We start from the raw sequence: 21,581 nt of genomic DNA, 5'->3' as shown, positions 1-21,581 counted from the left end.
GTCGCGGGTGGTGTCTCCACCGTGACACCCGCGACGGCCCGGCACCAGCCGTCAATGAGGTGAAGCCGTCAGGACGAGGCCGCTCGTCGGCACGCCCGTCCCCGCCGTCACCAGCACCCGCGCCGCGCCGGCGACCTGGTTGACCGCCGTGCCGCGGATCTGCCGGACACCCTCCGCGATGCCGTTCATGCCGTGGATGTACGCCTCGCCGAGCTGGCCGCCGTGCGGGTTCAACGGCAGCGCGCCGTCCAGTTCCAGCGCGCCGTCGGCGATGAAGTCCTTCGCCTCCCCGCGACCGCAGAACCCCAGCTCTTCCAGCTGCATCAGCACGTACGGCGTGAAGTGGTCGTACAGCACGGCGACGTCCACATCGGACGGTCCGAGCCCGGACTGCCCCCACAGCTGCCGCCCGACGACGCCCATCTCGGGCAGCGCGGCCAGGTCGTCGCGGTAGTAGCTGGTCATCACGTACTGGTCCGGCCCGCTCCCCTGCGCCGCCGCCGCGATCACCGCCGGCGCCTGCGCCAGGTCGCGGGCGCGGGCAGCACTGGTGACGACCAGCGCCACCCCGCCGTCGCTCTCCTGGCAGCAGTCGAGCAGGTGCAGCGGTTCAGCCACCCAGCGTGACGCCTGATGCTCCTCCAGGGTGATCGGCCGCTCGTGGAACCACGCGTTCGGGTTGGTCGCCGCGTGCTTGCGGTCGATGACCGCGACCCGCCCGAAGTCCTCGCTCGTCGCGCCGTAGTCGTGGAGGTACCGCTGCGCGACCATGGCCACCGTCGCCGCGGGCGTCGCGATGCCCATCGGGTAGTGGAACGCGTTGTCGACCCCGGACGAGTTGACCTGCCCGGCCGCGGCCGAGGAGACCTGCCCGAACCGCATGCCCGAGCGTTCGTTGAACGCCCGGTAGGCGACGACGACGTCCGCGACGCCGGTCGCCACCGCCATCGCGGCCTGCTGCACGGTCGCCGCCGCCGCGCCGCCGCCGTAGTGGATGCGGCTGAAGAACTTCAGTTCGGGGATCCCGGGCTCCCGCGCCACCGCGATCTCGGCGTTGCCGTCCATGGTGAACGACACGAGCCCGTCCACATCGGACGGCGAAAGCCCCGCGTCCGCCAAGGCGTGGGAGATGCATTCGGCCGCCAGCCGCAGTTCGCTGCGCCCGGAGTCCTTCGAGAACTCCGTCGCGCCGATGCCGGCGATGGCCGCCTGGCCCGAGAGCGTCACGGCAGCGTCACCTCCACGGTCCCGGCGACGTGCTCGCCGAGACTGTCCACTCCGGACACCGAGACGACGACGTCACGCCCCGCTGAAGAAACCACCCGTCCGGTGAAGGTCAGCGTGTCGTAGGCGTAGCACGGCACGCCGAGCCGGATCTTGATCGACCGGATCAGCGCCTCCGGCCCGGCCCACGCGGACACGAACCGCTGCACCAGGCCGGTGTCGGTGAGGATGTTGAGGAAGATGTCCTTCGACCCGCGCTCGATCGCGGCGTCGCGGTCGTGGTGCACGTCCTGGAAGTCGCGGGTGGCGAGCGCGGTGCTGACGACGAACGTCGGCGTCGCCTCGATCGTCAGCGTCGGCAGCTCGGTCCCTTCGGTGACGGTCATCGCGCCACCTTCCAGGCCGGCAGCGTCAGGTCGTCGTCGACGCGGACGAACGCCGCCACCACCGGAAGTCCGATGTGGACCTCTCCGGGTGCGGCGTCCAGCAGTTCGGCCATCACGCGGACCCCTTCTTCCAGCTCCACGAGCGCCACGACGAACGGCAGGTCCTTGCCCGGCACCGGCGGGTGGTGGTGCACGACGTACGAGAACACCGTCCCGCGCCCGCTCGCGACGACGTAGTCGGGCTTGGTGTCCAGCGAGCCGTCGGGCGGCATCGGCCCGGGCGGGTGCCGCAGGGTCTCGCCCCAGCGCTGGATCCGCAGCTCGCCTTCGCGCAGGCCGTCCCAGAAGAACTCCGTGTCGCGGCTGATCACCGGGCGCAGCACCGGCGCCGGCGGCGGTTCCGGCGCGGGCGGGCGGAACTTGAGGACGCGGAACATCATCTCCGCGACGGCCTCGTCGCCGACGTACCAGGTCATCCGCGTGGTGACGAACCAGCCTTCGCCGAGCGCCGTCCTCTTGGGACCGACGACGTCCTCCAGCCGCGTCCGTGCCTCGACCTGTTCGCCGGGACGCAGGTAGCGGTGGTAGGTCTGCTCCGAGTTCGTCGCGACGACGGACGTGAAGCCGGCCTCGTCGAGCAGCTCCATCATCAGGCCGAGCGGATCGTCACTGCCCCGGGGAGCGTTCAGGCCGCCCATCGTCCACACCTGGGCCATCGCGGGCGGCGCGACCAGTCCCTTGTGGACGCTCCGCGCGGCGAACTCCGGGTCGGTGTACACCGGGTTGTCGTCGCCGATCGCCTCGACCCAGTTGTTCACCATGGCCTGGTTCACCGGGTCGCGCGCCTTCCGCGGCGCGCACTCCCCGCGGGCGGCGATCTCTTCGGCGGCTTCTCGGATGTTCATCGCGGCACCCTCGGCAGGCCCAGGCCGATCGAGGCGATCAGCTCCCGTTGGATTTCGCTGACCCCGCCGCCGAACGTCAGCACGATGTTGCGCTTCGCGGCGACGTCCAGCCACTCCGCCAGCTCGGCGGTGTCCGGATCGGCCAGGTCGCCGTGACGCCCGACCAGCTCTTCCAGGTTCCGGCCGATGCGCTGGATGACCTCCGAGCTGAACACCTTCGTCGCCGACGCGTCCGCGACGGCCACCGGCGCACTCGCCGCGGACTCCGCGACCTGCCAGTTCAGCAGCTCGTTCACCCGCGTCACCGCCAGGGCGTCGGCCAGCACGGCCCGGACGTCGGCGAGGTCGAGCAGGCCGTGGGCGGCGGCCCAGGCGCGGACGCGGTCGTACAGCCCGCCGATCCGCCCGGCCGGGCCGAGCATGACGCGCTCGTGGTTGAGCTGCGTCGTGATCAGCCGCCAGCCTTCGTTCTCCTTGCCCACCAAGCGGTTCACGGGCACGCGAACGTCCGAGTAGTACGTCGCGTTGACGTGGTGGGCACCGTCGCAGGTGATGATCGGCGTCCACGAGTAGCCGGGGTCGCTCGTGTCCATGATGAGGATCGAGATGCCCTTGTGCCGCGGCGCGTCCGGCGCGGTCCGCACGGCGAGCCAGATGTAGTCCGCGTCGTGGCCGCCGGTGGTGAAGATCTTCTGGCCGTTGACGACGTACTCGTCGCCGTCGCGCACCGCCGTCGTCCGAAGCGCCGCGAGGTCGGTGCCCGCTTCCGGCTCGGTGTAGCCGATCGCGAAGTGGATCTCACCGGCCAAGATGCGGGGCAGGAAGAAGGACTTCTGCTCGTCCGTGCCGAACTGCTGCAGCGTCGGCCCGACGGTCTGCAGCGTCACCGACGGCAGCTGGACGTCGGCGCGCGCGGCCTCGTCGACGAACAGGTGCTGCTCGATGCCGCCGAAGCCCTGCCCGCCGTACTCGACCGGCCAGCCGACGCCGAGCCGCCCGTCGCGGCCCATCCGGCGGACGATCTCGCGGAACACCGGGCCGTGCCGCTCGCGCAGCATCGCCTGGCGTTCTTCCGGGCTGATCAGCCCGGCGAAGTAGTCGCGCAGTTCGGCACGCAGCGCCTTCTGCGCCGCGGTCAGCTCGACGTGCATCAGCTCGCCCCCGCCACTCGTTCGCCGAGCCTGCCGAGCCGGTGCGTGGCACCGCCGAGCGCCCGGCCGAGGTCCTTCACCGCCGACGAATACCGGTGCAGCGGATAGGTTTCGTCGACGCCGACGCCGCCGTGCAGGTGGTGGCAGGTCGCGAGCGCCTGGGGTGCCTCCTGCGCGAACCAGTACGCGGCGATGTCCAGGTCGGCGTCCGCGTCGAGGCCGGACGCGAGCCGCCACACCGCGGACGTCACGGCCAGGTGGACGGTCCGCGCGGCGACGTAGACGTCGGCGATCTGGCCCGCCACCGCCTGGAACGTCGCCAGCGGCCGGCCGAACTGGGTGCGTTCGCCGACGTGCTTCACCGTCAGGGCGAGAGCCCCGGCCAGGAGGCCGTCCCCGACCGCGAGCGCGCCGGCGAGCGCGAACCGGTGCAGCGCCGCGACGGCGCCCCGGTCGAACAGGAGGTCGGTCTCCTCGACGGCGACGTCGTCCAGCCGCACGGTGTACTCCGGCGTCCCGGCCGAGGTGGGCGACGGGACCAGCGTGACGCCGTCGGCGTGCGGGTCGACCAGGTAGACGGCGGTGCCGTGCGGGGTGGACACGGGGGTCAGGATCCGGGTGGCTTCGCTCGCCGACGGGACCGCCGTCTTCACGCCGTCGAGCAGCCATTTCCCGTCGCGGGCCCGCGCGGTCGTCGCGGGCTCGGCGACGAGCGGGGCGGACGGCTCGTGCAGGGCCGCGGTGAGCAGCGCCTCCCCCGCGGCGACCGGCGGCAGCAGCCGCGCGCGTTGCTGCGGCGTGCCGAGGGTCTCGATCGGCAGCACGCCCAGTGCGAGAGCGGCGTAGGCGGGCACGGGCGCGGCGGCGCGGCCGACCTCGGTCAGGACCTGCGCGATCTCCGCGACACCCAGGCCGTCGCCCTCCAGGTCGGGCGGCAGGGCGAGGGCCAGCAGGCCGGACGAGGCCAGCGCGTGCCAGGGGTCGTCGGCCGCGCCGAGCACTTTCGCGGCGAGGGCGGCGATCTCCGCCTGCGTATCGTCAAGGGTGAAGTCCACGCCCGCCCTCCGGGTCGACGCAATACTGAAACCTGTTCTAGTCTTAACCGGAAACACCCTGCACGGCAACCCCCGCGGAGGAGCTTCGGTGGCGGTGACCGGACCGAGTGGCGCGCGGCGCCGCCGGCGGATCACCGTGCCCCCGACCGCCGGCGTGCCCGACCCGGTCCCCCTCGAGCTGCCCGGGCGCGGGACGACCGTGGTCACCGACGTCGGCCCGCGCGACGCGCCCGCGCTCGTCCTGCTGCATTCGGTGGCCTGCACGGGCTTGCTGACCTGGTACCCGGCGCTCGACCGGCTCGCGCGCGACCACCGCGTCGTCGTGTTCGACCAGCGGTGGCACGGCCGGGGCATCCGGTCGCCGCGGTTCCGGCTCGCCGACTGCGCCGGGGACGTCACCGCCGTGGCGGACGCGCTCGGCATCGGGCGGTTCGCGCTCGCCGGGTACTCGATGGGCGGGATGGTCGCTCAGCTCGTCGCCCGCGCCGAACCAGAACGTGTTACCGGACTGGTGCTGTGCTCGACCGCGAGCAACTTCCGGCGCGGGCTGCGCCAGAGCGTCGCGCTCGACGTGTTCGGCCGGACACTGCGGCAGCTGCGCCAGCGCGTCAGGCTGCCGGCCGTGGCCGCCGCCGTCCCGCGTGAGCGCGTCGAGGACTACCGGTGGGGGCTGCGGGAGTTCCGGTCGACCACGCCGTGGGAGATCGCGGTCGCCGTCGACGAGATCGGCCGGTTCGACTCGACGCGCTGGCTCCCCGCCCTGCGGCTGCCCGCGGCCGTCGTCGTGACCACCCGGGACCGGTTCATCGCCCCCGACCACCAGCGATCGCTGGCCCACCGCATCCCCGGTGCCGCGACCTACGAGGTCGAGGCCGGGCACGCCGCCTGCGTGCTCGCCGCCGACCGCTGGGTGCCCGCCCTGCTCGCCGCCGTCCACTCCCTCCGAGGAAGGAACCCGTGATGGGACGCTTCAGCCTGCCGGACCAGAAGCCCGACGGCCTCGACTCGCCGGTGACGGCGAAGGTCATGAAGTACGGGGCGAAAGCCCAGGTGGCGGTGTTCAAGCTGACCGGCGGCCGCGTCGGCGGCAAGTGGCGGGTCGGGGCCGGGTTCCGCAAGCCGGTGCCGACGCTGCTGCTGGAGCACCGCGGCCGCAAGTCCGGCCGGCTGTTCACGACGCCGCTGCTCTACCTGAGCTCCGGCGAGGACGTCGTCATCGTCGGTTCCCAGGGCGGGCTGCCGAAGCACCCGCAGTGGTACCGGAACCTGCTGGCGCACCCCGAGACCCGCATCCACCTCAGGGGCCGGCGGGACGTGCTCGTGACGGCGCGGGTGGCCTCGCCGGAAGAGCGCGCCGATCTCTGGCCGCGGCTGGTGGACCTGTACGCGGACTTCGCGAAGTACCAGGCCTGGACCGACCGGGAGATCCCGGTCGTGGTGCTCAGCCCGCGGCCTTGAGCAGCTCGGCCAGCGCCTCCGGGAGCGCGTCGGCGAGCGGCCAGAGGTCCTTGACCAGCTCCCGCGCGCCGAGCAGCCCGACGTGGATCTTGCCGGCGTTGGACAGCACGGTGATGTTCAGCCCGGCACCGTGGAAGACCGGGCCGAGCGGGTAGAAGCCGGTGATCCGCGCGCCGAGCAGGTACAGCGGCATCGGCGGGCCGGGCACGTTCGACACGACCAGGTTGTGCACCACCGGGTGCTTCTCGGCCAGCCGCAGCGCCGAGTACGCGCGCACGGCGAGGCCGAACGCCGTCGCGGCCGAGAACTGCGCCCAGTCCTGGAGCATGTCGGCGTCGATGTCGTAGTGGTGGTCCTTCGAGAGCCGGTTGGCCTCGGCCAGGAAGAACACCCGCGCGGCCGGGTCGGGCAGGTGCGTCGGCAGTGACGCGAAGAAGGCGGAGACCTTGTTGCTGCCGTGGTCGCGCTCGGTCCGGTCGTGCACCGAGACGGGGACGGTCGCGACCAGCGGGTCTTCCGGCAGTTCGCCGCGCGCCGCGAGGAAGTCCCGCAGCGCCCCGGCGACGAGCGCGAGCACGACGTCGTTGACCGTCACCCCGAAGGCGTTCTTCACGTCCTTGACCTCGTCGAGGTCGAGCTGGGCGAACGCGACGCTGCGGTGGCCGGTGATCGTGCCGTTCAGCGACGTCCGCGGCGCGGTGAACGGGACCGGCATCCCCTTGCCCTGCAAGGCTTTCCCGAGCCACTGCGGCACGAGGCCCAGCAGGTCCGGCAGCAGCCGCGCGATTTCGGCGGGGCGTTTCGCGAAGCTTTCGACGCCGGTGCGAAGCAGCTTCAGCGGCGAAGGCATCGAGGCGTTCCGGGGTCCCTCGATCTCCGGCGCCGGCGCGTCCGGCTCGAGGCCGGCGAGGTAGGTGATCAGGCTGGCGCCGCTCACGCCGTCGACGCTGGCGTGGTGCATCTTCAGCAGCACCGCGATCTGGCCGTCGGCCAGGCCTTCGATGACGTACAGCTGCCAGAGCGGGTACGCGCGGTCGAGCTGCTGCCCGGCGATGTGCGCGCACAGGTCGGCCAGCTCGGTGCGGTCGCCGGGGGCCGGCACGCCGATGCGGTGCACGTGGTGGTCGAGGTCGAAGTCCTCGTCCTCGACCCACACGGGATGCCCGATGTTCCAGAGTGGATTGTGCAGTTTGCGACGGAATGCCGGGATCAGCCGGACGCGTTCGTCGAGCTTTTCCGCGAGCTTCGCGAAGGTGTAGCCGCCGGGGACGGTCGAGCCGTCGAGGACGAGCAGGCCGCAGACGTGCAGGACCTGGGACGGCGTCTCGAGGTAGAGGAAGCTCGCGTCGAGGCCGCTCAGTCTCTGCATGCCGATCAGCGTAAGCCACTTCCCGTGAGCGGCGCGCTACACTACTCGCCGGTATCATCGCAGTGGTGCAGCCGAATTTCCTGATCCGTCGCGCGGTCCAGCTCGGCCTCACCGCGAACGCGCTCCGCCCGTTGCGAGCCCGGTCCACGACCATCCCGGCGTTCTTCGCGGGCTGGCTGACCGGGGAGCTCGCGCCCCAGTTCCTGGCCTTGACGGCGGCGGACGCCGCTGTGCACGTGGCCCGCCACGGCGTCCGCGACCGCTCGACGCAGGCGGGGCTGGCGATGGCCGCCGCGTCCGCCGCCGGGCTCGCGGCGCTGATCCGGACGGGTCACGGCGCGCGGGAGGAGATCGAGAAGGCGCTGGAGTCCGCGCTGGGCGAGGACTACGCGTCCGAACTGGGGCGTTCGGACCTGGGCCTGCCGTGGGGCGAGCTGGCGCTGCCGTTCCGGATGGGCGCGCCGGACGTGCGGGTCGACCGCAACATCGCGTACGCCCCGGGCGGCAAGCGGTTCCTGCTGGACGTGTACCGCCCGTCGTCCCCGGTGACCGGCGCACCGGTGCTGCTGCAGGTCCACGGCGGCGCGTGGGTGATCGGCAACAAGGAGGAGCAGGGCCGTCCGCTGATGCGCTACCTGGCCCGCCGCGGCTGGGTGTGCGTCGCGATCAACTATCCGCTGTCGCCGACGCACCGCTGGCCGGCGCACATCGTGGCGGCGAAGCAGGCGCTGGCGTGGATCCGCTCTTCGATAGCTTCGTACGGCGGCGACCCGCGGTTCGTCGCGGTGACGGGCGGTTCGGCGGGTGGTCACCTGTCGGCCCTGCTGGCGTTGTCGCAGAACGACCCGGCGCTGCAGCCGGAGTTCGAGGACGTCGACACGAGCGTGCAGGCGTGCGTGCCGCACTACGGGGTGTACGACTTCGCGGCGACTTCGGGTTCCCGGGCGAGTCAGTACCGGTTGGAGAGCTTGATCGCGCGGCGGGTGTTCGCGGCGGATCGGGACCCGGTCCGGCACCTCGACGACTATGTGGCGGCGTCCCCGCTGGACCGGATTTCTTCGGAGGCGCCGCCGTTTTTCGTGATCCACGGACGGGATGATTCGCTGGTGCCGGTGCGCGAGGCGCGCGAGTTCGTGCGGCGGTTGCGGGAGAAGTCCCGTCAGCCGGTGGCGTATGCGGAGCTGGCGGGGGCGCAGCACGCGTTCGATGTGTTCACTTCCGTGCGGAGTGCGCATGTGGTGCGGGGTGTGGCGCGGTTCTTGGACTTCACGTACAACGCCTGGAAGGCCGAGAACCGGTAGCTGCGGCGCTGAGGTCCACGGCCGGGTGGTGCCCGCCGGTCGACGGTCGCGAGCCCAAGGCGCCCTTCGATGCGCAACGGCCGGGCGGGTGTACGCGGGCGGCGGTCGCGAGCCCAAGGCGGCCTTCGGTGCGCTCGGGCCCACGCCATCCTGCGGGCGGCGGCACGGGCTCCGGGCGGTGCGCGCCTGCAGTCGGTCTCATGGGCACCGGGACCGTGAGGCACCCAGGCCCGCGCCATCCGGCGGGCGGCTGGCGGCTGGCGGCTGGCGGCTGGTCGCAGCCGTGGTCAGTACGCCAGGTCCACCGGGCTTGCCGAAGGTGGGCCGTCCAGGCGCCACTCCGTGCCTACTCGGATGAAGCGGTACCAGCGGGCGTCCTGGCCGTAGCGCAGTTGCAGCTCTCCCTGCGTCAAGCGGTTGCGCCAGACCTTCGGCGTTCCCGGGAGCCCGGCCTCGGCCAGCACTGCCTGAGCCTCCGCCAGTGGGCCCGGGCCCGGCTGCCACGTCTCGCGCACCACCGCCACGCCGGCGCGGCCCGCTTCGCGCCACGCCTCCGCCCAGAGGACCAAGTCTCGCGCGGGTACCTCGGCCGCCGTGGCCAGCGCGGTGAAGTCCGAGCCGGTTCGGGCCGCCGCTCGGCGGGCCAAGTCCTCTTCGAACGTCAGCTCTGCCGCCTTCGCACCGCCTGTCAGCAGGTCGCGGGCCAGCGAGGCCGCGTCCGCCGCCAGGCTGGAGAGCATCTCCGCCGTCCAGCCTGTGCTCGGCGGCGGGTCCAGGTCCAGGATCGCCGGTGGTCCGGCCACCCGCGGTGGCGGTGGGAGGGCCGGGATCGCCCCCGGCCGGCGGGCGTAGGCCGCGCGCGGGGTCAGTCCCTCGTCCACGCGCTTCGGCAGCTTGGGCCGCTCGCCGCGCGCCGGGGCGCGGCGGGAGCGCAGCTCGGCCAGGACGTCCGCGCGGGGGCGTCCGCGCAGCAGGAACAGCATGAACGGGTCGCGGTCGACCTCGTCGGCGACCAAGTAGTACACCGCGGCGACGTGCTTGCACGGGTTCGCCGAGTCCGGGCACGAGCACCGCGGCCGCAGGTCGCCCGGCCCGGGCAGCAGGTCGGCGCCCGCCTCGCGGGCCTGCTCGGTGAGCGCGGCCGGCAGCTCGCCGTCGAGGAGCGCGGCCGCGTGCCCGAGCTGCGTGCCGACCACGCCGAGCAGCGTGTCCCACTCGCCCTCGGTGAAGGTGCGCATCGTGATGGTCACCTTGTACGGCTGCGGCCGGCTGCCGAGCACCCGCGCCGTCATCTCCCCGGCGCCGAAGTGCAGCTCGCTGACCGTGCCCTTGCGCGCGTACGTCCGCCCGCGGGGCAGCCGGTTCGGGTCGAGCTTCGCCCGCTGCTCCAGCGCGTCGACCCAGGCGCGACCCCACCACGTCCGGCCGAAGTTCCGCCTCGGGGGCATCACCCGCTCCCGAGCCGGACCAGGTCGGCGAGCTCGTCGTCGGACAGCTCGGTGATCCAGTCCTCCCCCGCGCCGACGATCGACTCGGCCAGCCCGCGCTTCTTCTCCAGGACCTGCGCGATCCGCTCCTCCAGGGTGCCCTCGGCGATCAGCCGGTGGACCTGGACCGGCCGGTCCTGGCCGATGCGGTACGCGCGGTCGGTGGCCTGGTCCTCGACCGCCGGGTTCCACCAGCGGTCGTAGTGGATGACGTGGGTGGCCCGGGTCAGGTTGAGCCCGACGCCGCCCGCCTTGAGCGACAGCAGGAACACGGGGATCTCGCCGGCCTGGAACCGGTCGACCATGTCCTGGCGTTTCGCGGGCGAGCTTTCCCCGGAGAGCAGTTCGGTGGGCAGGCCGCGGTCCTTGAGACGGCGCTCGAGTAGCCGGCAGAGCTGGACGTACTGGCTGAAGACGAGGACGCTCTCGCCCTCGTCGAGGATGACGTCCACCAGCTCTTCGAACGCCGCGAGCTTGCCGGACCGGCCGGTGAGCGCGCTGTGGGGTTCTTTGAGGAACTGGGCCGGGTGGTTGCAGATCTGCTTGAGCTCGGTGAGCAGCCGCAGGACCTGCCCACGCCGTTCGACGCCCTGCTTCTCGCGGATCTCGGCGAGGTTCTCGCGCACGACGGCTTCGTAGAGCGTGGTCTGCTCTGCGGTGAGCGGGACGAACCGGTCGGTCTCGGTCTTGGGCGGCAGTTCCGGGGCGATGTCCGGGTCGGACTTGCGCCGCCGCAGCAGGAACGGCCGGACGGTCGCGGCCAGCCGCTCGGTGACGGCCTTGTCGCGGTCGCGCTCGATCGGGCGCGCCACGGTACGGCGGAACCGGTCGAGCGGACCGAGCAGCCCGGGCGTCGTCCAGTCCACAATGGACCAGAGTTCGGTCAGCCGGTTTTCGACCGGGGTGCCGGTGAGGGCGACCTTCGCCCGGGCGGGGATCTTGCGGAGCTCCTTGGCCGTGGCGGACAGCGGGTTCTTGACGTGCTGCGCCTCGTCCGCGGCGATCAGGCCCCAGTCCACTTCGGACAGGGTCTCGCGGTCGCGGCGGAGGACGCCGTAGGTGGCGAGCACGACCTCGTCGGGGGCGAGGTCGTCGAGGTGCCGGCGGCCGCCGTGGAACCGGCGGACCGGGATGTCCGGGGCGAAGCGGGCGAACTCGCGTTCCCAGTTGCCGAGGAGGGAGGTCGGGCAGAGGACCAGGGTCGGGCCGGCGGTAGAAGGATCGAGGACGGTGGCGGGTTCCGGCTCCGCGGCGGCATCGACCGGGTGCGGATGGCTGTGGGCCTCGGGCTCGGCAGGTGCCGTTCCCGCCGCGAGCACGGCACCCCGATCCGTGATCGGCTCACTCCCGGACCGGTGCGCGGAGGCCAGTGCTCGGCGGTGCAGGTGCAGGGCGATCAACTGGATCGTCTTGCCCAGCCCCATGTCGTCGGCCAGGCACGCGCCCAGCCCGAGCCCCGTCATCGTCGCCAGCCAAGCCAGTCCCGCCTGCTGGTACGGCCGCAGCGTCGCGTGCAACCCGGGTGGCGGGAGTACCGAAGCGCCCTCCCGGTCGCGGATTCGCGAAGCCAGATCGCCCAGCACCGGGGGTGCCGCGAACTCGACGCGTTCGCCGTCCAGTTCCAGCTCGCCCGTCAGGGCCGCCGCGAGGGCCTCGCCCGCGTCGAGCTTGCGGGTGCGGCCCCGGACGCGCGCGAGCAGCTGCGGATCGACCCGTACCCATTGCCCGCGCAGCCGGACCAGCGGGCGCTTCGCCTCCGCGAGGGCCGTGACCTCCGCCTCGGTCAGCTGCTCGCCGCCCAGGCTGAGCTGCCAGCGGAACTCCAGGAGGCTCTTCAGCGCGAACTCCGCCTCCGTGACGCTCGCCGGCGCCTGGGTCGCGCTCGCCTTCGCCTTCACCTCGCCGGCGAACAACCCCTTCGACCAGAGCACCTCGATGCCGGCGCCGCCGAGGTCGCGGCTGCCGTCGGTCAGCAGGTCGACGACGTCGTCGTCCGTCAACGGCAGCTCCGCCGGGGCCGGTTGGGCCAGCACCCGTTCCAGCGGAGCCCACGCCCGCGCGCCACGGCGCAGGCCGAGCAGCAGCTGCGTCTCGACCTGGTCGCCGAGCCGGTTCAGCACCGCGTCCGGCGCGTCCCACAGCGTCGACGCCTCCACCACCAGGCTCGCCTCCGCCATGCTGCGCACCGCCAGCACGCCGGCGAACGTGTCGTCGTCCCGGCCCTCGACCCGCAGCAGCACCTGGACGCCGCGGGGTTCGCGGGCATCCAGTTCGGCCAGCCAGGCCGCGCCGTCCGGGCCGAGCAGCGCCGGTTCGCGCGCCGCGAACGCCGGGTCGCCGGCCCCGACCGGCGCCGCCGGGCTGCGCGCCAGCAGGTCGGCGGTCGCGTCCCAGAGCGCGCGGACCAGGGAGTCCGGCGAGTGCAGGCGGATGCGTTTCAGCCCGGTCAGCGGCAGGGCGTACGCCTCCGGTGGCAGGGCGCCGGCCAGGCCGCGCAGCAGCTCTTCGTCGGCCGCGTCCAATGGCCCGATCCGCCAGGCCGCCGCCCCGGCCGGCGAGACGGCGGGCCGCAGCCGCCCCCGCGCGACGAGGTTCACCCCGGCGTTGACGGCCGCCGACCACGCCGCGACGGCCGGGCTGGCCTCCTCCCCCACCGCGAGCAGGCGAGGCAGCGCGCGTTCCAGCGGGACGAGCTCCGCGTCGACCTTCGTGCGCGCGAACTTCGCGCCCCGGGGCAGCACGAGCTCGATCATGGTCCCGCCGGCCACGTCGTCGCCCCACAAGGCCAGCACGCCGTCCCGCGGGGGATCCGCGGGAAGGTACGTGGCTTGAGTGTCTGTGCTGAACTCCACGACGGCAACGCTAGAACACGACCCCGACAGTTTCGGCCCCGGCGGCGCGAACGGTCCTTTCGCACCGTCTCGTCGGGCAACCCAGCCGGGAAGCTAGCCACGCGGGAGGCCCAGGAGGCGTTCCGCGGTCAGGGACCGCAGGACCTGCGTGGTGCCGCCCGCGATGGACAAGCACCGCGTCAGCAGGAACTCGTGCTGGGCCGGATCGCCCGCGACCAGCGCACCCGCGCCCGCCAGCTCCAGGGCGAACTCCGCGACGTCCTGCCGGTGCGCCACCCCGAGCAGCTTCCGCACGCTCGACTCCGCGCCCGGGTCCTGCCCCTCCAGCCGGCGCAGGGCGGCCCGCAGGTCCAGCACCGAACCCGCCACCCCGAAGGCCACCAGCGAGCCGAGCCGGTCCAAGGCGACGTCGTCCAGCGCCGAGACGTCCACTGTGGACACCAGCGACTGCACGCTCTCCCCCACCGCGGACCCGCTCCCGAGGGCCACCCGTTCGTTGGCCAGGGTCGTGCGCGCCAGCCGCCAGCCGCCGCCCGGCGTGCCGACGACGTCGGCGTCCGGCACGAACACGTCGTCGAGGAACACCTCGTTGAACACGGCCTCGCCGGTGATCTCCCGCAGCGGCCGCGTCGTGATGCCCTCGGCGCGCATGTCCACCAGGAAGTAGGTGATCCCCCTGTGCTTGGGCGCGTCCGGGTCGGTGCGCGCCAGGCAGATCCCCCAGTCGGCTTCGCGCGCCAAAGACGTCCACACCTTCTGCCCGGTCAGCCGCCAGCCACCGTCGACGCGCCGCGCGGCCGTCCGCAGCGACGCCAGATCGGACCCCGCGCCCGGCTCGCTGAACAGCTGGCACCACGTGATTTCGCCGCGCAACGTCGGCCGCGCGAACCGGGAGCGCTGTTCGTCGCTGCCGTGTTCGAGGATCGTCGGGACCGCCCACGCGCCGATCACCAGGTCCGGACGGCGGACGCCGGCGGCCGCCAGCGCGCCGTCGATCCGCAGCTGCTCCGCCGCGTCGGCACCGCGCCCGTGGGGCTCAGGCCAGTGCGGGGTCAGCAATCCGGCGTCGGCCAAGGCGACACGCTGCGAAGACGCGGGCAACGCGGCGATCCGCGTCACCTCCTCACGCAGGGCGGGATCGTCCCCGACGTCGACGCCCAGCGTCCGCTCGGTCCCGGCTAGAGCCAGCGAAGCCGCTTCACGCCGCCACGGCCCCGATCCGCCGAGCCACTGCCGCAACGCCACGGCCCGCCGCAGGTAGAGGTGCGCGTCGTGCTCCCAGGTGAACCCGATCCCGCCGAGCACCTGGACGCAGTCCTTCGCGTTGGCGACGGCGGCGTCGAGAGCGACGACGGCCGCGCTCGCCACCGAAAGCGGGTGCTGCCCGGACGCCGCGTCCCAGGCCAGCGCTTCGGCCGCTTCGGCGCGGCACAGCATCTCGGCGCACAGGTGCTTGATCGCCTGGAACCCGCCGATGGGCTTGCCGAACTGCTCGCGGACCTTGGCGTACTCGACCGCGATGGTCAGGCAGCGACGCGCGACCCCCGCCGCCTCGGCCGAAGCCAGGGTCGCCGCCAGCGGGGCGATCGGTGGCAGCGTCAGGACGTCGGCACTCCCGGAGAACCGGACGCGTGCCAGCGGGCGCGAGAAGTCGAACGGCGTCAGCGGCTCCACGCTCAGCCCGGGCGTCCCCGGCGCGAGCAGCACGTGACCACCCTCGACCGGCACCACCAGCCAGGTCCCGGAGTCCACACCGGGCACCGGCCCGGAGACGCCGTCGACCAGCTCGTCCAGCAGGACCGCGACCGTGGCTTCCCCCTCGGCAACGGCCTGGAGCAGCTCTTTCGCCTCCGGCACCTCCGCCAGGAGCAGCCCGCCGAGCGTGGTGCTCAGTACCGGACCGGGAACGAGTTCTTCGGCCGCCGCGGCCAGCCCGGCGGCCAGGTCGGCGAGGGTGCCGTCCGCACCGCCGGCCGCGGCGGGCAGGGCGACGCCGAACAGGCCGAGCCCCGCGAAGCTCGCCGGGACCCCGGCGCCCGAGCCGGTTTCCGCCGCTCGCACCGCTTCTCGCGGGTGGTGCGCGGCGGACCAGGCGTGGATGGCCTCGGCCAGCGCGGCCTGTTCCTCGGTGAGCGCGACCGGCATGGGCCCTCCTCGCGACATGGGACACTACTCGCGAGTGTAGAACGTGTTACAGTTTTTCGGCCAGTGGGTCAATTGTTGAACGTTTCGCCAGGACAGGTACTCTACGTCGTGAACTGGAACAAGTTCCGAAGGACGGGGGAATGCCGATGCCCGGCAAAGCCAAAGCGCCGGCGAAGGCACGCGGGAACGGCCTGAGCGCGATCGGCGCCGACGAACTCGGCTCGGCCGCCCAGCGCGACCGCCGTCGCCGGATCATCGACGCCACCCTCGCACTGGCCTCGAAAGGCGGCTACGACGCCGTGCAGATGCGCGCCGTCGCCGAGAAGGCCGACGTCGCGCTCGGCACGCTGTACCGGTACTTCCCGTCCAAGATCCACCTGCTGGTCTCCGGTCTCGCGCGCGAATTCGAGCGCGCGCAGGAGAAGCTGGAACGCCAGGCCATCCCCGGCGACACCCCCGCCGAGCGGCTGATGTTCGTGCTCGGCCGCAACACCCGCCTGATGCAGCGCGACCCGCACCTGACCGAGGCGATGGTCCGGGCGTTCATGTTCGCCGACACCTCCGCCGCGGCCGAGGTCGAGCAGGTCGGGCGCCTGATGGAGAACATGTTCGCCCAGGCGATGGGCATCACCGAGCCGACCGAGGCCGACCGCGACATCTTCCACGTCGTCGCGGACGTCTGGATGGCGAACCTGGTGGCGTGGGTGACCCGCCGCGCGTCCGCCGCCGACGTCGCGAACCGCCTCGAACTGTCGGTGCACCTGCTGCTCGACAAGTGATCCCGGCGGCCGCGGTCGCCGAGGCGCACAGCAGGCTGCACCGCGCCCTCGAACCGCTGACCGACGAGCAGGTGCGCGAGCCGTCGCCGCTGCCCGGCTGGACTCGCGGGCACGTCCTCTCCCACGTCACCGACGCCGGGCGCGCGCTCGCCGACCTGGTCGAGAACGCACTGCTCGGCGTGCTCGTCCCGCTCTACGACCCGAAAACGCACGACCGGGACGGCATCATCGAGGCGACCGCGGGCCGCAGCGCCGAGGAGCACCGGCGGGACCTGCTGCGGCACTCCGTCCGGCTCGAAGACGCGTGGGCTCGCGTCAGGGACTGGGAGCAGCACGTCGACTACCGCGACGGCAAGCTGTCCAGCACGGTCTTCGCCCGCTGGCGCGAGGTCTGGATCCACGCCGTCGACCTCGACGTCGGCATCGGCTTCGCCGACTGGCCCGACGACTTCTGCGGCCACGCCGTGGACTTCCTCCAGGGCCGGCTGCCGGACGGCGTGGCGGTCCGCGCCGGCGACCACCGCTGGGGCGCCGGCGACACCGAAGTCACCGGGTCCGTGCGCGACCTCGCCGCATGGCTGTCCGGGCGGGCCGCCGGCACCGGCCTGGCCGGCGACCTCCCGGACCTGGGACCGTGGCCCGTCAGCGGTGCGCGGCGACCACCTCGGCCAGCTCGTCGAGCGCCTTGAGCGTCTCGGCCTCCGGCAGCGTCTCCAGCAGGAACGTGTAGCGCTCGACGCCCGCCTCGCGGAAGCCGTCGATCACCTTGGCCTTCGTGTCACCGCCGAAGACGGCGAACTCGATGTCCGGACGTCCCTGGTCGGCGAGCCAGCCGCGGACGCGCTTCGCCTCGTCGAAGTGCGTGTGACCGCGCAGCAGCCAGCCGTCGCCGTAGCGGACCAGGCGGTTCAGCGCCGCTTCGCTCTCCCCGCCGATGTAGATCGGCGGGTGCGGCTTGCGCACCGGCTTCGGCCAGGCGTAGATCGGGTCGAAGTCGACGTGCTCGCCGTGGAACTCGGCCTCGTCCTTGGTCCAGATCTCCTTGAGCGCGGCCAGCTGCTCGTCGATCAGCGCGCCGCGGGTCTTGGGGTCGGTGCCGTGGTTGCGCATCTCCTCGCGGTTCCAGCCGACGCCGACGCCGAACAGCGCGCGCCCGTCGGAGATCAGGTCGAGCGACGCGACCTCCTTGGCGGTGTGGATCAGGTCGCGCTGGATCAGCAGCGCGATGCCGGTGCCCAGCAGCAGCTCGGACGTCGCGGTGGCCGCGGCGGTGAGCGCCACGAACGGGTCGAGCGTGCGCTTGTACTTCTCCGGCAGGTCGCCTCCGCCCGGGTACGGGCTTTCCCGGCTGACGGGGATGTGCGAGTGCTCGGCCAGGAACAGCGAATCGAAGCCGCGTTCCTCCAGCGCCGCACCCAGCACGTCCGGCCGGATGCCCTCGTCGGTCACGAACGTCGAGATCCCGAATTTCATACCCAACCACTACCACCAGGTCGGCGGTGGGTGCATGATGAAGTGATCTCATCATACGTTGAATAATGGGGTGGTCATGGACGTGCAGGACATCGACTTCGAAGAGCTTTACCGGGGCACCACGCCGATGGGCCGGAAGATGCCGTGGGACATCGGCGCGCCGCAACCCGCGGTGGTCGCGCTGGCCGACGCCGGCGAGTTCACCGGCGAGGTGCTCGACATCGGCTGCGGCCTCGGCGACAACTCGGCGTTCCTCGCCTCCCGCGGCCTGCACGTGACCGGGCTGGACGGCGCGCCCTCGGCGATCGAGCAGGCCCGCACCCGCACGGAAGACGTCACCTTCGCGGTGGCCGACGCGACGAAGCTCGAAGGTTACGAAGGACGCTTCGACACGGTCCTGGACAGCGCGCTCTACCACTGCCTGGGCGAGGACGAGCGGCACCGGTACCTCGCCGCCCTGACCCGTGCGACCCGGCCGGGCGCGCGGCTGCACCTGTTCGCCTTCTCCCCCGAGGTGCCGGACGCGTTCCCGGCGCCGTACCTGATCAGCGAGGCCAACCTGCGCGAGACGGTCGGCAAGGACTGGACGATCGAGAAGCTCGAGCCGACCGTCTACACGACGTCGATGACCGCGGAGGAGCTGAAGCAGAGCATCCGCACGATCCTGGACGCGGACCCGGCCGGCCTGGACCGGCTGGACACCGACGACGACGGCCGGGTGCTCGTCCCGGTCTGGCAGCTGACGGCGGTCCGCCGCTAGACGTTGCGGCGGTACTGCCCGCCGACCTCGAAGAACGCCTCCGTGATCTGACCCAGCGAGCACACCCGCGCGGCATCCATCAGCACCCCGAACAGGTTGCCGCCGCGGGTGGCCGCCTCGCGCAGCGTCTTCAGCGCCTGCTGGGCCTCCTCGTGGTGGCGGTGCTGGAAGTCCGCCAGGCGGTCCAGCTGGGACTTCTTCTCGTCCTCCGTCGCGCGCGCCAGCTCGACCTCGACGTCGTCCTCGCCCGCACGCGGGTTGCGGAACGTGTTGACGCCGACGATCGGCAGCGAGCCGTCGTGCTTCTTGCGCTCGTACAGGATCGACTCGTCCTGGATCTTGCCGCGCTGGTAACCGGTCTCCATCGCGCCGAGCACGCCGCCGCGCTCGGAGATCCGGTCGAACTCCAGCAGCACGGCCTCTTCGACCAGGTCGGTCAGCTCGTCGACGACGAACGAACCCTGCAGCGGGTTCTCGTTCTTCGACAGGCCCCACTCCTTGTTGATGATCATCTGGATGGCCATCGCCCGGCGCACCGAAGACTCCGACGGCGTCGTGATCGCCTCGTCGAACGCGTTGGTGTGCAAGGAGTTCGCGTTGTCGTAGAGCGCGCAGAGCGCCTGCAGCGTCGTGCGGATGTCGTTGAAGCTCATCTCCTGCGCGTGCAGTGAGCGCCCCGACGTCTGCACGTGGTACTTCAGCTTCTGCGACCGCTCGTTGGCGCCGTAGCGCTCCTTCATGGCCACGGCCCAGATCCGCCGCGCCACCCGGCCGAGCACGGTGTACTCCGCGTCCATGCCGTTGGAGAAGAAGAACGACAGGTTCGGCGCGAAGTCGTCGATGTCCATGCCGCGCGCGAGGTACGACTCGACGTAGGTGAAGCCGTTCGACAGCGTGAAGGCCAGCTGCGAGATGGGGTTCGCCCCGGCCTCCGCGATGTGGTAGCCGGAGATGGACACCGAGTAGAAGTTGCGGACGCCGTGCTCGATGAACCACTCCTGGATGTCGGCCATCATCCGGAGGCTGAACTCGGTGGAGAAGATGCAGGTGTTCTGGCCCTGGTCCTCCTTGAGGATGTCGGCCTGGACCGTCCCCCGGACGTTGCGCAACGCCCACTCGCGCAGCTCGGCGGCTTCCTCGTCGGACGGGTTCCGGCCGTGCTCGGCCTTGAACTCCTCGACCTTCTGGTCGATCGCGGTGTTGAGGAAGAAGGCCAGGATCGTCGGCGCCGGGCCGTTGATCGTCATCGACACCGAGGTGTTCGGCGCGGTCAGGTCGAAGCCGTCGTAGAGGACCTTCATGTCCTCCAGCGAGGCGATGGACACGCCCGACGTGCCGACCTTGCCGTAGATGTCCGGGCGCGTGTGCGGGTCGTGGCCGTACAGCGTCACCGAGTCGAACGCTGTCGAGAGGCGCTTGGCCTCGGAGTCGGCCGACAGCATCTTGAACCGGCGGTTGGTGCGGAACGCGTCTCCCTCACCGGCGAACATCCGCGCCGGGTCCTCCCCCTCGCGCTTGAACGGGAAGACACCAGCGGTGTAAGGGAAGTAGCCCGGCAGGTTCTCGCGGCGCAGGAACGACAGCAGCTCGCCGGACTCGGCGTAGCGCGGCAGGGCGACGCGCGGGATCCGGTTGCCGGACAGCGTGTCGCGCCACAGCTGCGTGCGCAGCTCCTTGTCGCGGATCTTGACGACCAGCTCGTCCTGGCGGTACTCCTCGGCCAGCTCACGGAACCGCGAGAGGAGCTTTGTCGACTCGCCGTCCACATCGGACTCGGCCGCGGCGAGCAGCCCGTCGAGCGCGTCGGTCGAGGCATCCACCTTGGACAGTTCGGTGCGCGCCAGCGCCAGCGCTTCGCGCTTGCGGATCGCGGCGACCTGCGCCTCGGTCTTCGCGTGGTACCCGCGCACGGTCTCGGAGATCTCGGCCAGGTAGCGGGCCCGGTTGCCCGGGATGACCGTCGAAGCGTCGGTCGACACCTTGCCTTCGACCTTCGGCAGCGTGCCGGCCGAGACGGTCAGCCCGCGCTCGGCGAGCAGGCCGCGCAGGTGCTGGTACAGCGCGGTGACGCCGTCGTCGTTGAACTTCGCCGCGCTCGTGCCGTACACCGGCATGTCTTCCGGGCCCTGGGAGAAGGCCTCGCGGTTGCGCACCAGCTGACGCGCGACGTCGCGGCGGGCGTCCTCGGCGCCGCGGCGCTCGAACTTGTTGATCGCGACGACGTCGGCGAAGTCGAGCATGTCGATCTTCTCCAGCTGCGACGCGGCGCCGAACTCCGGCGTCATCACGTACAGCGACTCGTCCACGAAGTCGACGATGCCGGCGTCGCCCTGGCCGATGCCCGGCGTCTCGACGATCACCAGGTCGAACCCGGCGGCCTTGCACGCCTGGATCGCCTCGCTCAGCCCGGCCGGGATCTCGCCGGACGTCGTGCGCGTCGCCAGGGAGCGGAAGTACACCGGGGAGCCGTCGAGGCAGTTCATCCGGATGCGGTCGCCGAGCAGCGCGCCGCCGCCCTTGCGCCGCGACGGGTCGACGGCGAGCACCGCGATCCGCAGCTTGTCCTCCTGGTCGAGGCGGAAGCGGCGGATCAGCTCGTCGGTGAGCGACGACTTGCCCGAGCCGCCGGTGCCGGTGATGCCCAGAACCGGCACCTCCCGCTTGCCCGCGGCCTCGGCGATACCACCGAGCAGGTCGCCGGGCAGCCGCTCCGCCTGCAGCTGCGTGATGACGCGCGAGAGGGCGGCGACGTCGCCGGAGAGCACCTTGTCCAGCGCCGGGGCCTCGGCCGCGAGGTCGACGTCGCAGGCCTTGATCATCAGGTTGATCATGCCCGGCAGGCCCATCTCGTAGCCGTCCTCGGGCGAGAAGATGCGGGCGACGCCGCGCGAGTGCAGCAGGTCGATCTCCTCGCGCACGATCACCCCGCCCCCGCCGCCGAAGACCTTGATGTGGCCGGCGCCGCGCTCGCGCAGCAGCTCGACCAGGTAGGAGAAGTACTCGACGTGCCCGCCCTGGTAAGCCGAGATGGCGACACCCTGGACGTCTTCGGCGATGGCCGCGGTGGCCACCTCGTCGACCGACCGGTTGTGGCCGAGGTGCACGACCTCCGCGCCCTGCGACTGCAGGATCCGCCGCATGATGTTGATCGACGCGTCGTGACCGTCGAAGAGACTCGACGCCGTGACGAACCGGACGGGGTGCGCGGGGCGGTACAGCTCACTGCTCATCCCCTG

At 72.1% G+C, this 21,581-nt stretch carries 17 protein-coding genes; 6 read left to right on the top strand and 11 right to left on the bottom strand.

Annotated elements, in window-relative coordinates; all coding sequences use genetic code 11:
• Positions 1-51: 51 nt before the first annotated feature.
• Genes AA23TX_RS09505 through AA23TX_RS09485 form a run of 5 tightly spaced genes read right to left on the bottom strand, consistent with a single transcriptional unit; the run spans position 52 to position 4,721 of the window.
• Positions 52-1,227 (bottom strand): lipid-transfer protein, encoded by a 1,176-nt coding sequence (locus AA23TX_RS09505; protein WP_155542193.1) that lies wholly within the window; start codon positions 1,225-1,227, stop codon positions 52-54.
• On the bottom strand, positions 1,224-1,610 hold the full coding sequence (locus tag AA23TX_RS09500) for a hotdog family protein (RefSeq protein WP_155542192.1): 387 nt from the start codon (positions 1,608-1,610) through the stop codon (positions 1,224-1,226). Before AA23TX_RS09500 ends, AA23TX_RS09505 begins: the two co-directional genes overlap by 4 nt.
• Positions 1,607-2,515, bottom strand: a complete 909-nt coding sequence (locus AA23TX_RS09495) for a bifunctional MaoC family dehydratase N-terminal/OB-fold nucleic acid binding domain-containing protein (protein ID WP_155542191.1) — start codon at positions 2,513-2,515, stop codon at positions 1,607-1,609. The genes AA23TX_RS09500 and AA23TX_RS09495 overlap by 4 nt, the downstream gene beginning before the upstream one ends.
• Positions 2,512-3,666: an acyl-CoA dehydrogenase family protein gene (locus AA23TX_RS09490; RefSeq protein ID WP_155542190.1), complete on the bottom strand. Its 1,155-nt coding sequence runs from the start codon at positions 3,664-3,666 to the stop codon at positions 2,512-2,514. The genes AA23TX_RS09495 and AA23TX_RS09490 overlap by 4 nt, the downstream gene beginning before the upstream one ends.
• Positions 3,666-4,721 carry an acyl-CoA dehydrogenase family protein gene (locus tag AA23TX_RS09485; RefSeq protein WP_155542189.1) on the bottom strand — a complete coding sequence of 352 codons (1,056 nt, stop codon included), beginning with the start codon at positions 4,719-4,721 and terminating at the stop codon, positions 3,666-3,668. The genes AA23TX_RS09490 and AA23TX_RS09485 overlap by 1 nt, the downstream gene beginning before the upstream one ends.
• A 94-nt stretch (positions 4,722-4,815) precedes the next feature.
• On the opposite strand from AA23TX_RS09485, the gene AA23TX_RS09480 reads away from it, so the two are divergent.
• Both AA23TX_RS09480 and AA23TX_RS09475 read left to right on the top strand, forming a co-directional pair.
• Complete coding sequence (locus AA23TX_RS09480) at positions 4,816-5,682, top strand: alpha/beta fold hydrolase (protein ID WP_155542188.1); 867 nt, start codon at positions 4,816-4,818, stop codon at positions 5,680-5,682.
• Complete coding sequence (locus AA23TX_RS09475) at positions 5,682-6,179, top strand: nitroreductase family deazaflavin-dependent oxidoreductase (protein WP_196425251.1); 498 nt, start codon at positions 5,682-5,684, stop codon at positions 6,177-6,179. The genes AA23TX_RS09480 and AA23TX_RS09475 overlap by 1 nt, the downstream gene beginning before the upstream one ends.
• On the opposite strand, the gene AA23TX_RS09470 is transcribed toward AA23TX_RS09475, so the two are convergent.
• Positions 6,163-7,548, bottom strand: a complete 1,386-nt coding sequence (locus tag AA23TX_RS09470; protein WP_155542186.1) for a WS/DGAT/MGAT family O-acyltransferase — start codon at positions 7,546-7,548, stop codon at positions 6,163-6,165. The genes AA23TX_RS09475 and AA23TX_RS09470 overlap by 17 nt on opposite strands.
• Positions 7,549-7,613: 65 nt before the next feature.
• On the opposite strand from AA23TX_RS09470, the gene AA23TX_RS09465 reads away from it, so the two are divergent.
• Entirely contained in the window at positions 7,614-8,849 is a 1,236-nt protein-coding gene (locus AA23TX_RS09465) for an alpha/beta hydrolase (protein ID WP_155542185.1), read from the top strand.
• Positions 8,850-9,136: 287 nt separating this feature from the next.
• Here AA23TX_RS09465 and AA23TX_RS09460 read toward each other — a convergent pair whose 3' ends face one another.
• From AA23TX_RS09460 to AA23TX_RS09450, 3 genes are all read right to left on the bottom strand, one after another.
• The gene (locus AA23TX_RS09460; RefSeq protein ID WP_155542184.1) at positions 9,137-10,297 is read right to left on the bottom strand and encodes an SWIM zinc finger family protein; all 1,161 of its coding nucleotides are present in this window, start codon (positions 10,295-10,297) and stop codon (positions 9,137-9,139) included.
• Positions 10,297-13,188, bottom strand: coding sequence for a DEAD/DEAH box helicase (locus AA23TX_RS09455; protein WP_155542183.1), 2,892 nt, complete (start codon positions 13,186-13,188; stop codon positions 10,297-10,299). The genes AA23TX_RS09460 and AA23TX_RS09455 overlap by 1 nt, the downstream gene beginning before the upstream one ends.
• 93 nt (positions 13,189-13,281) lie before the next feature.
• Positions 13,282-15,333, bottom strand: coding sequence for an acyl-CoA dehydrogenase family protein (locus AA23TX_RS09450; RefSeq protein ID WP_155542182.1), 2,052 nt, complete (start codon positions 15,331-15,333; stop codon positions 13,282-13,284).
• Between the two features lie 140 nt (positions 15,334-15,473).
• Between AA23TX_RS09450 and kstR the strand changes: the two genes are divergently transcribed.
• On the top strand, positions 15,474-16,112 hold the full coding sequence (gene kstR, locus AA23TX_RS09445; RefSeq protein WP_155542181.1) for a cholesterol catabolism transcriptional regulator KstR: 639 nt from the start codon (positions 15,474-15,476) through the stop codon (positions 16,110-16,112).
• Positions 16,109-16,801, top strand: a complete 693-nt coding sequence (locus AA23TX_RS09440; RefSeq protein WP_196425250.1) for a maleylpyruvate isomerase family mycothiol-dependent enzyme — start codon at positions 16,109-16,111, stop codon at positions 16,799-16,801. The genes kstR and AA23TX_RS09440 overlap by 4 nt, the downstream gene beginning before the upstream one ends.
• Here AA23TX_RS09440 and AA23TX_RS09435 read toward each other — a convergent pair.
• Positions 16,755-17,585 carry an LLM class F420-dependent oxidoreductase gene (locus AA23TX_RS09435; protein WP_155542179.1) on the bottom strand — a complete coding sequence of 277 codons (831 nt, stop codon included), beginning with the start codon at positions 17,583-17,585 and terminating at the stop codon, positions 16,755-16,757. The genes AA23TX_RS09440 and AA23TX_RS09435 overlap by 47 nt on opposite strands.
• A 76-nt stretch (positions 17,586-17,661) precedes the next feature.
• Between AA23TX_RS09435 and AA23TX_RS09430 the strand changes: the two genes are divergently transcribed.
• Positions 17,662-18,345, top strand: a complete 684-nt coding sequence (locus AA23TX_RS09430; protein WP_155542178.1) for a class I SAM-dependent methyltransferase — start codon at positions 17,662-17,664, stop codon at positions 18,343-18,345.
• Here the strand turns inward: AA23TX_RS09430 and icmF are convergent.
• Positions 18,342-21,575 (bottom strand): fused isobutyryl-CoA mutase/GTPase IcmF, encoded by a 3,234-nt coding sequence (gene icmF / locus AA23TX_RS09425; RefSeq protein WP_155542177.1) that lies wholly within the window; start codon positions 21,573-21,575, stop codon positions 18,342-18,344. The genes AA23TX_RS09430 and icmF overlap by 4 nt on opposite strands.
• Positions 21,576-21,581 lie beyond the last annotated feature (6 nt).

Source organism: Amycolatopsis camponoti (genome assembly GCF_902497555.1).
GTDB classification, from domain to species: domain Bacteria; phylum Actinomycetota; class Actinomycetes; order Mycobacteriales; family Pseudonocardiaceae; genus Amycolatopsis; species Amycolatopsis camponoti.
Note: the sequence above shows the minus strand (reverse complement) of the source record. Positions and strands in the feature narration are given on the sequence as shown.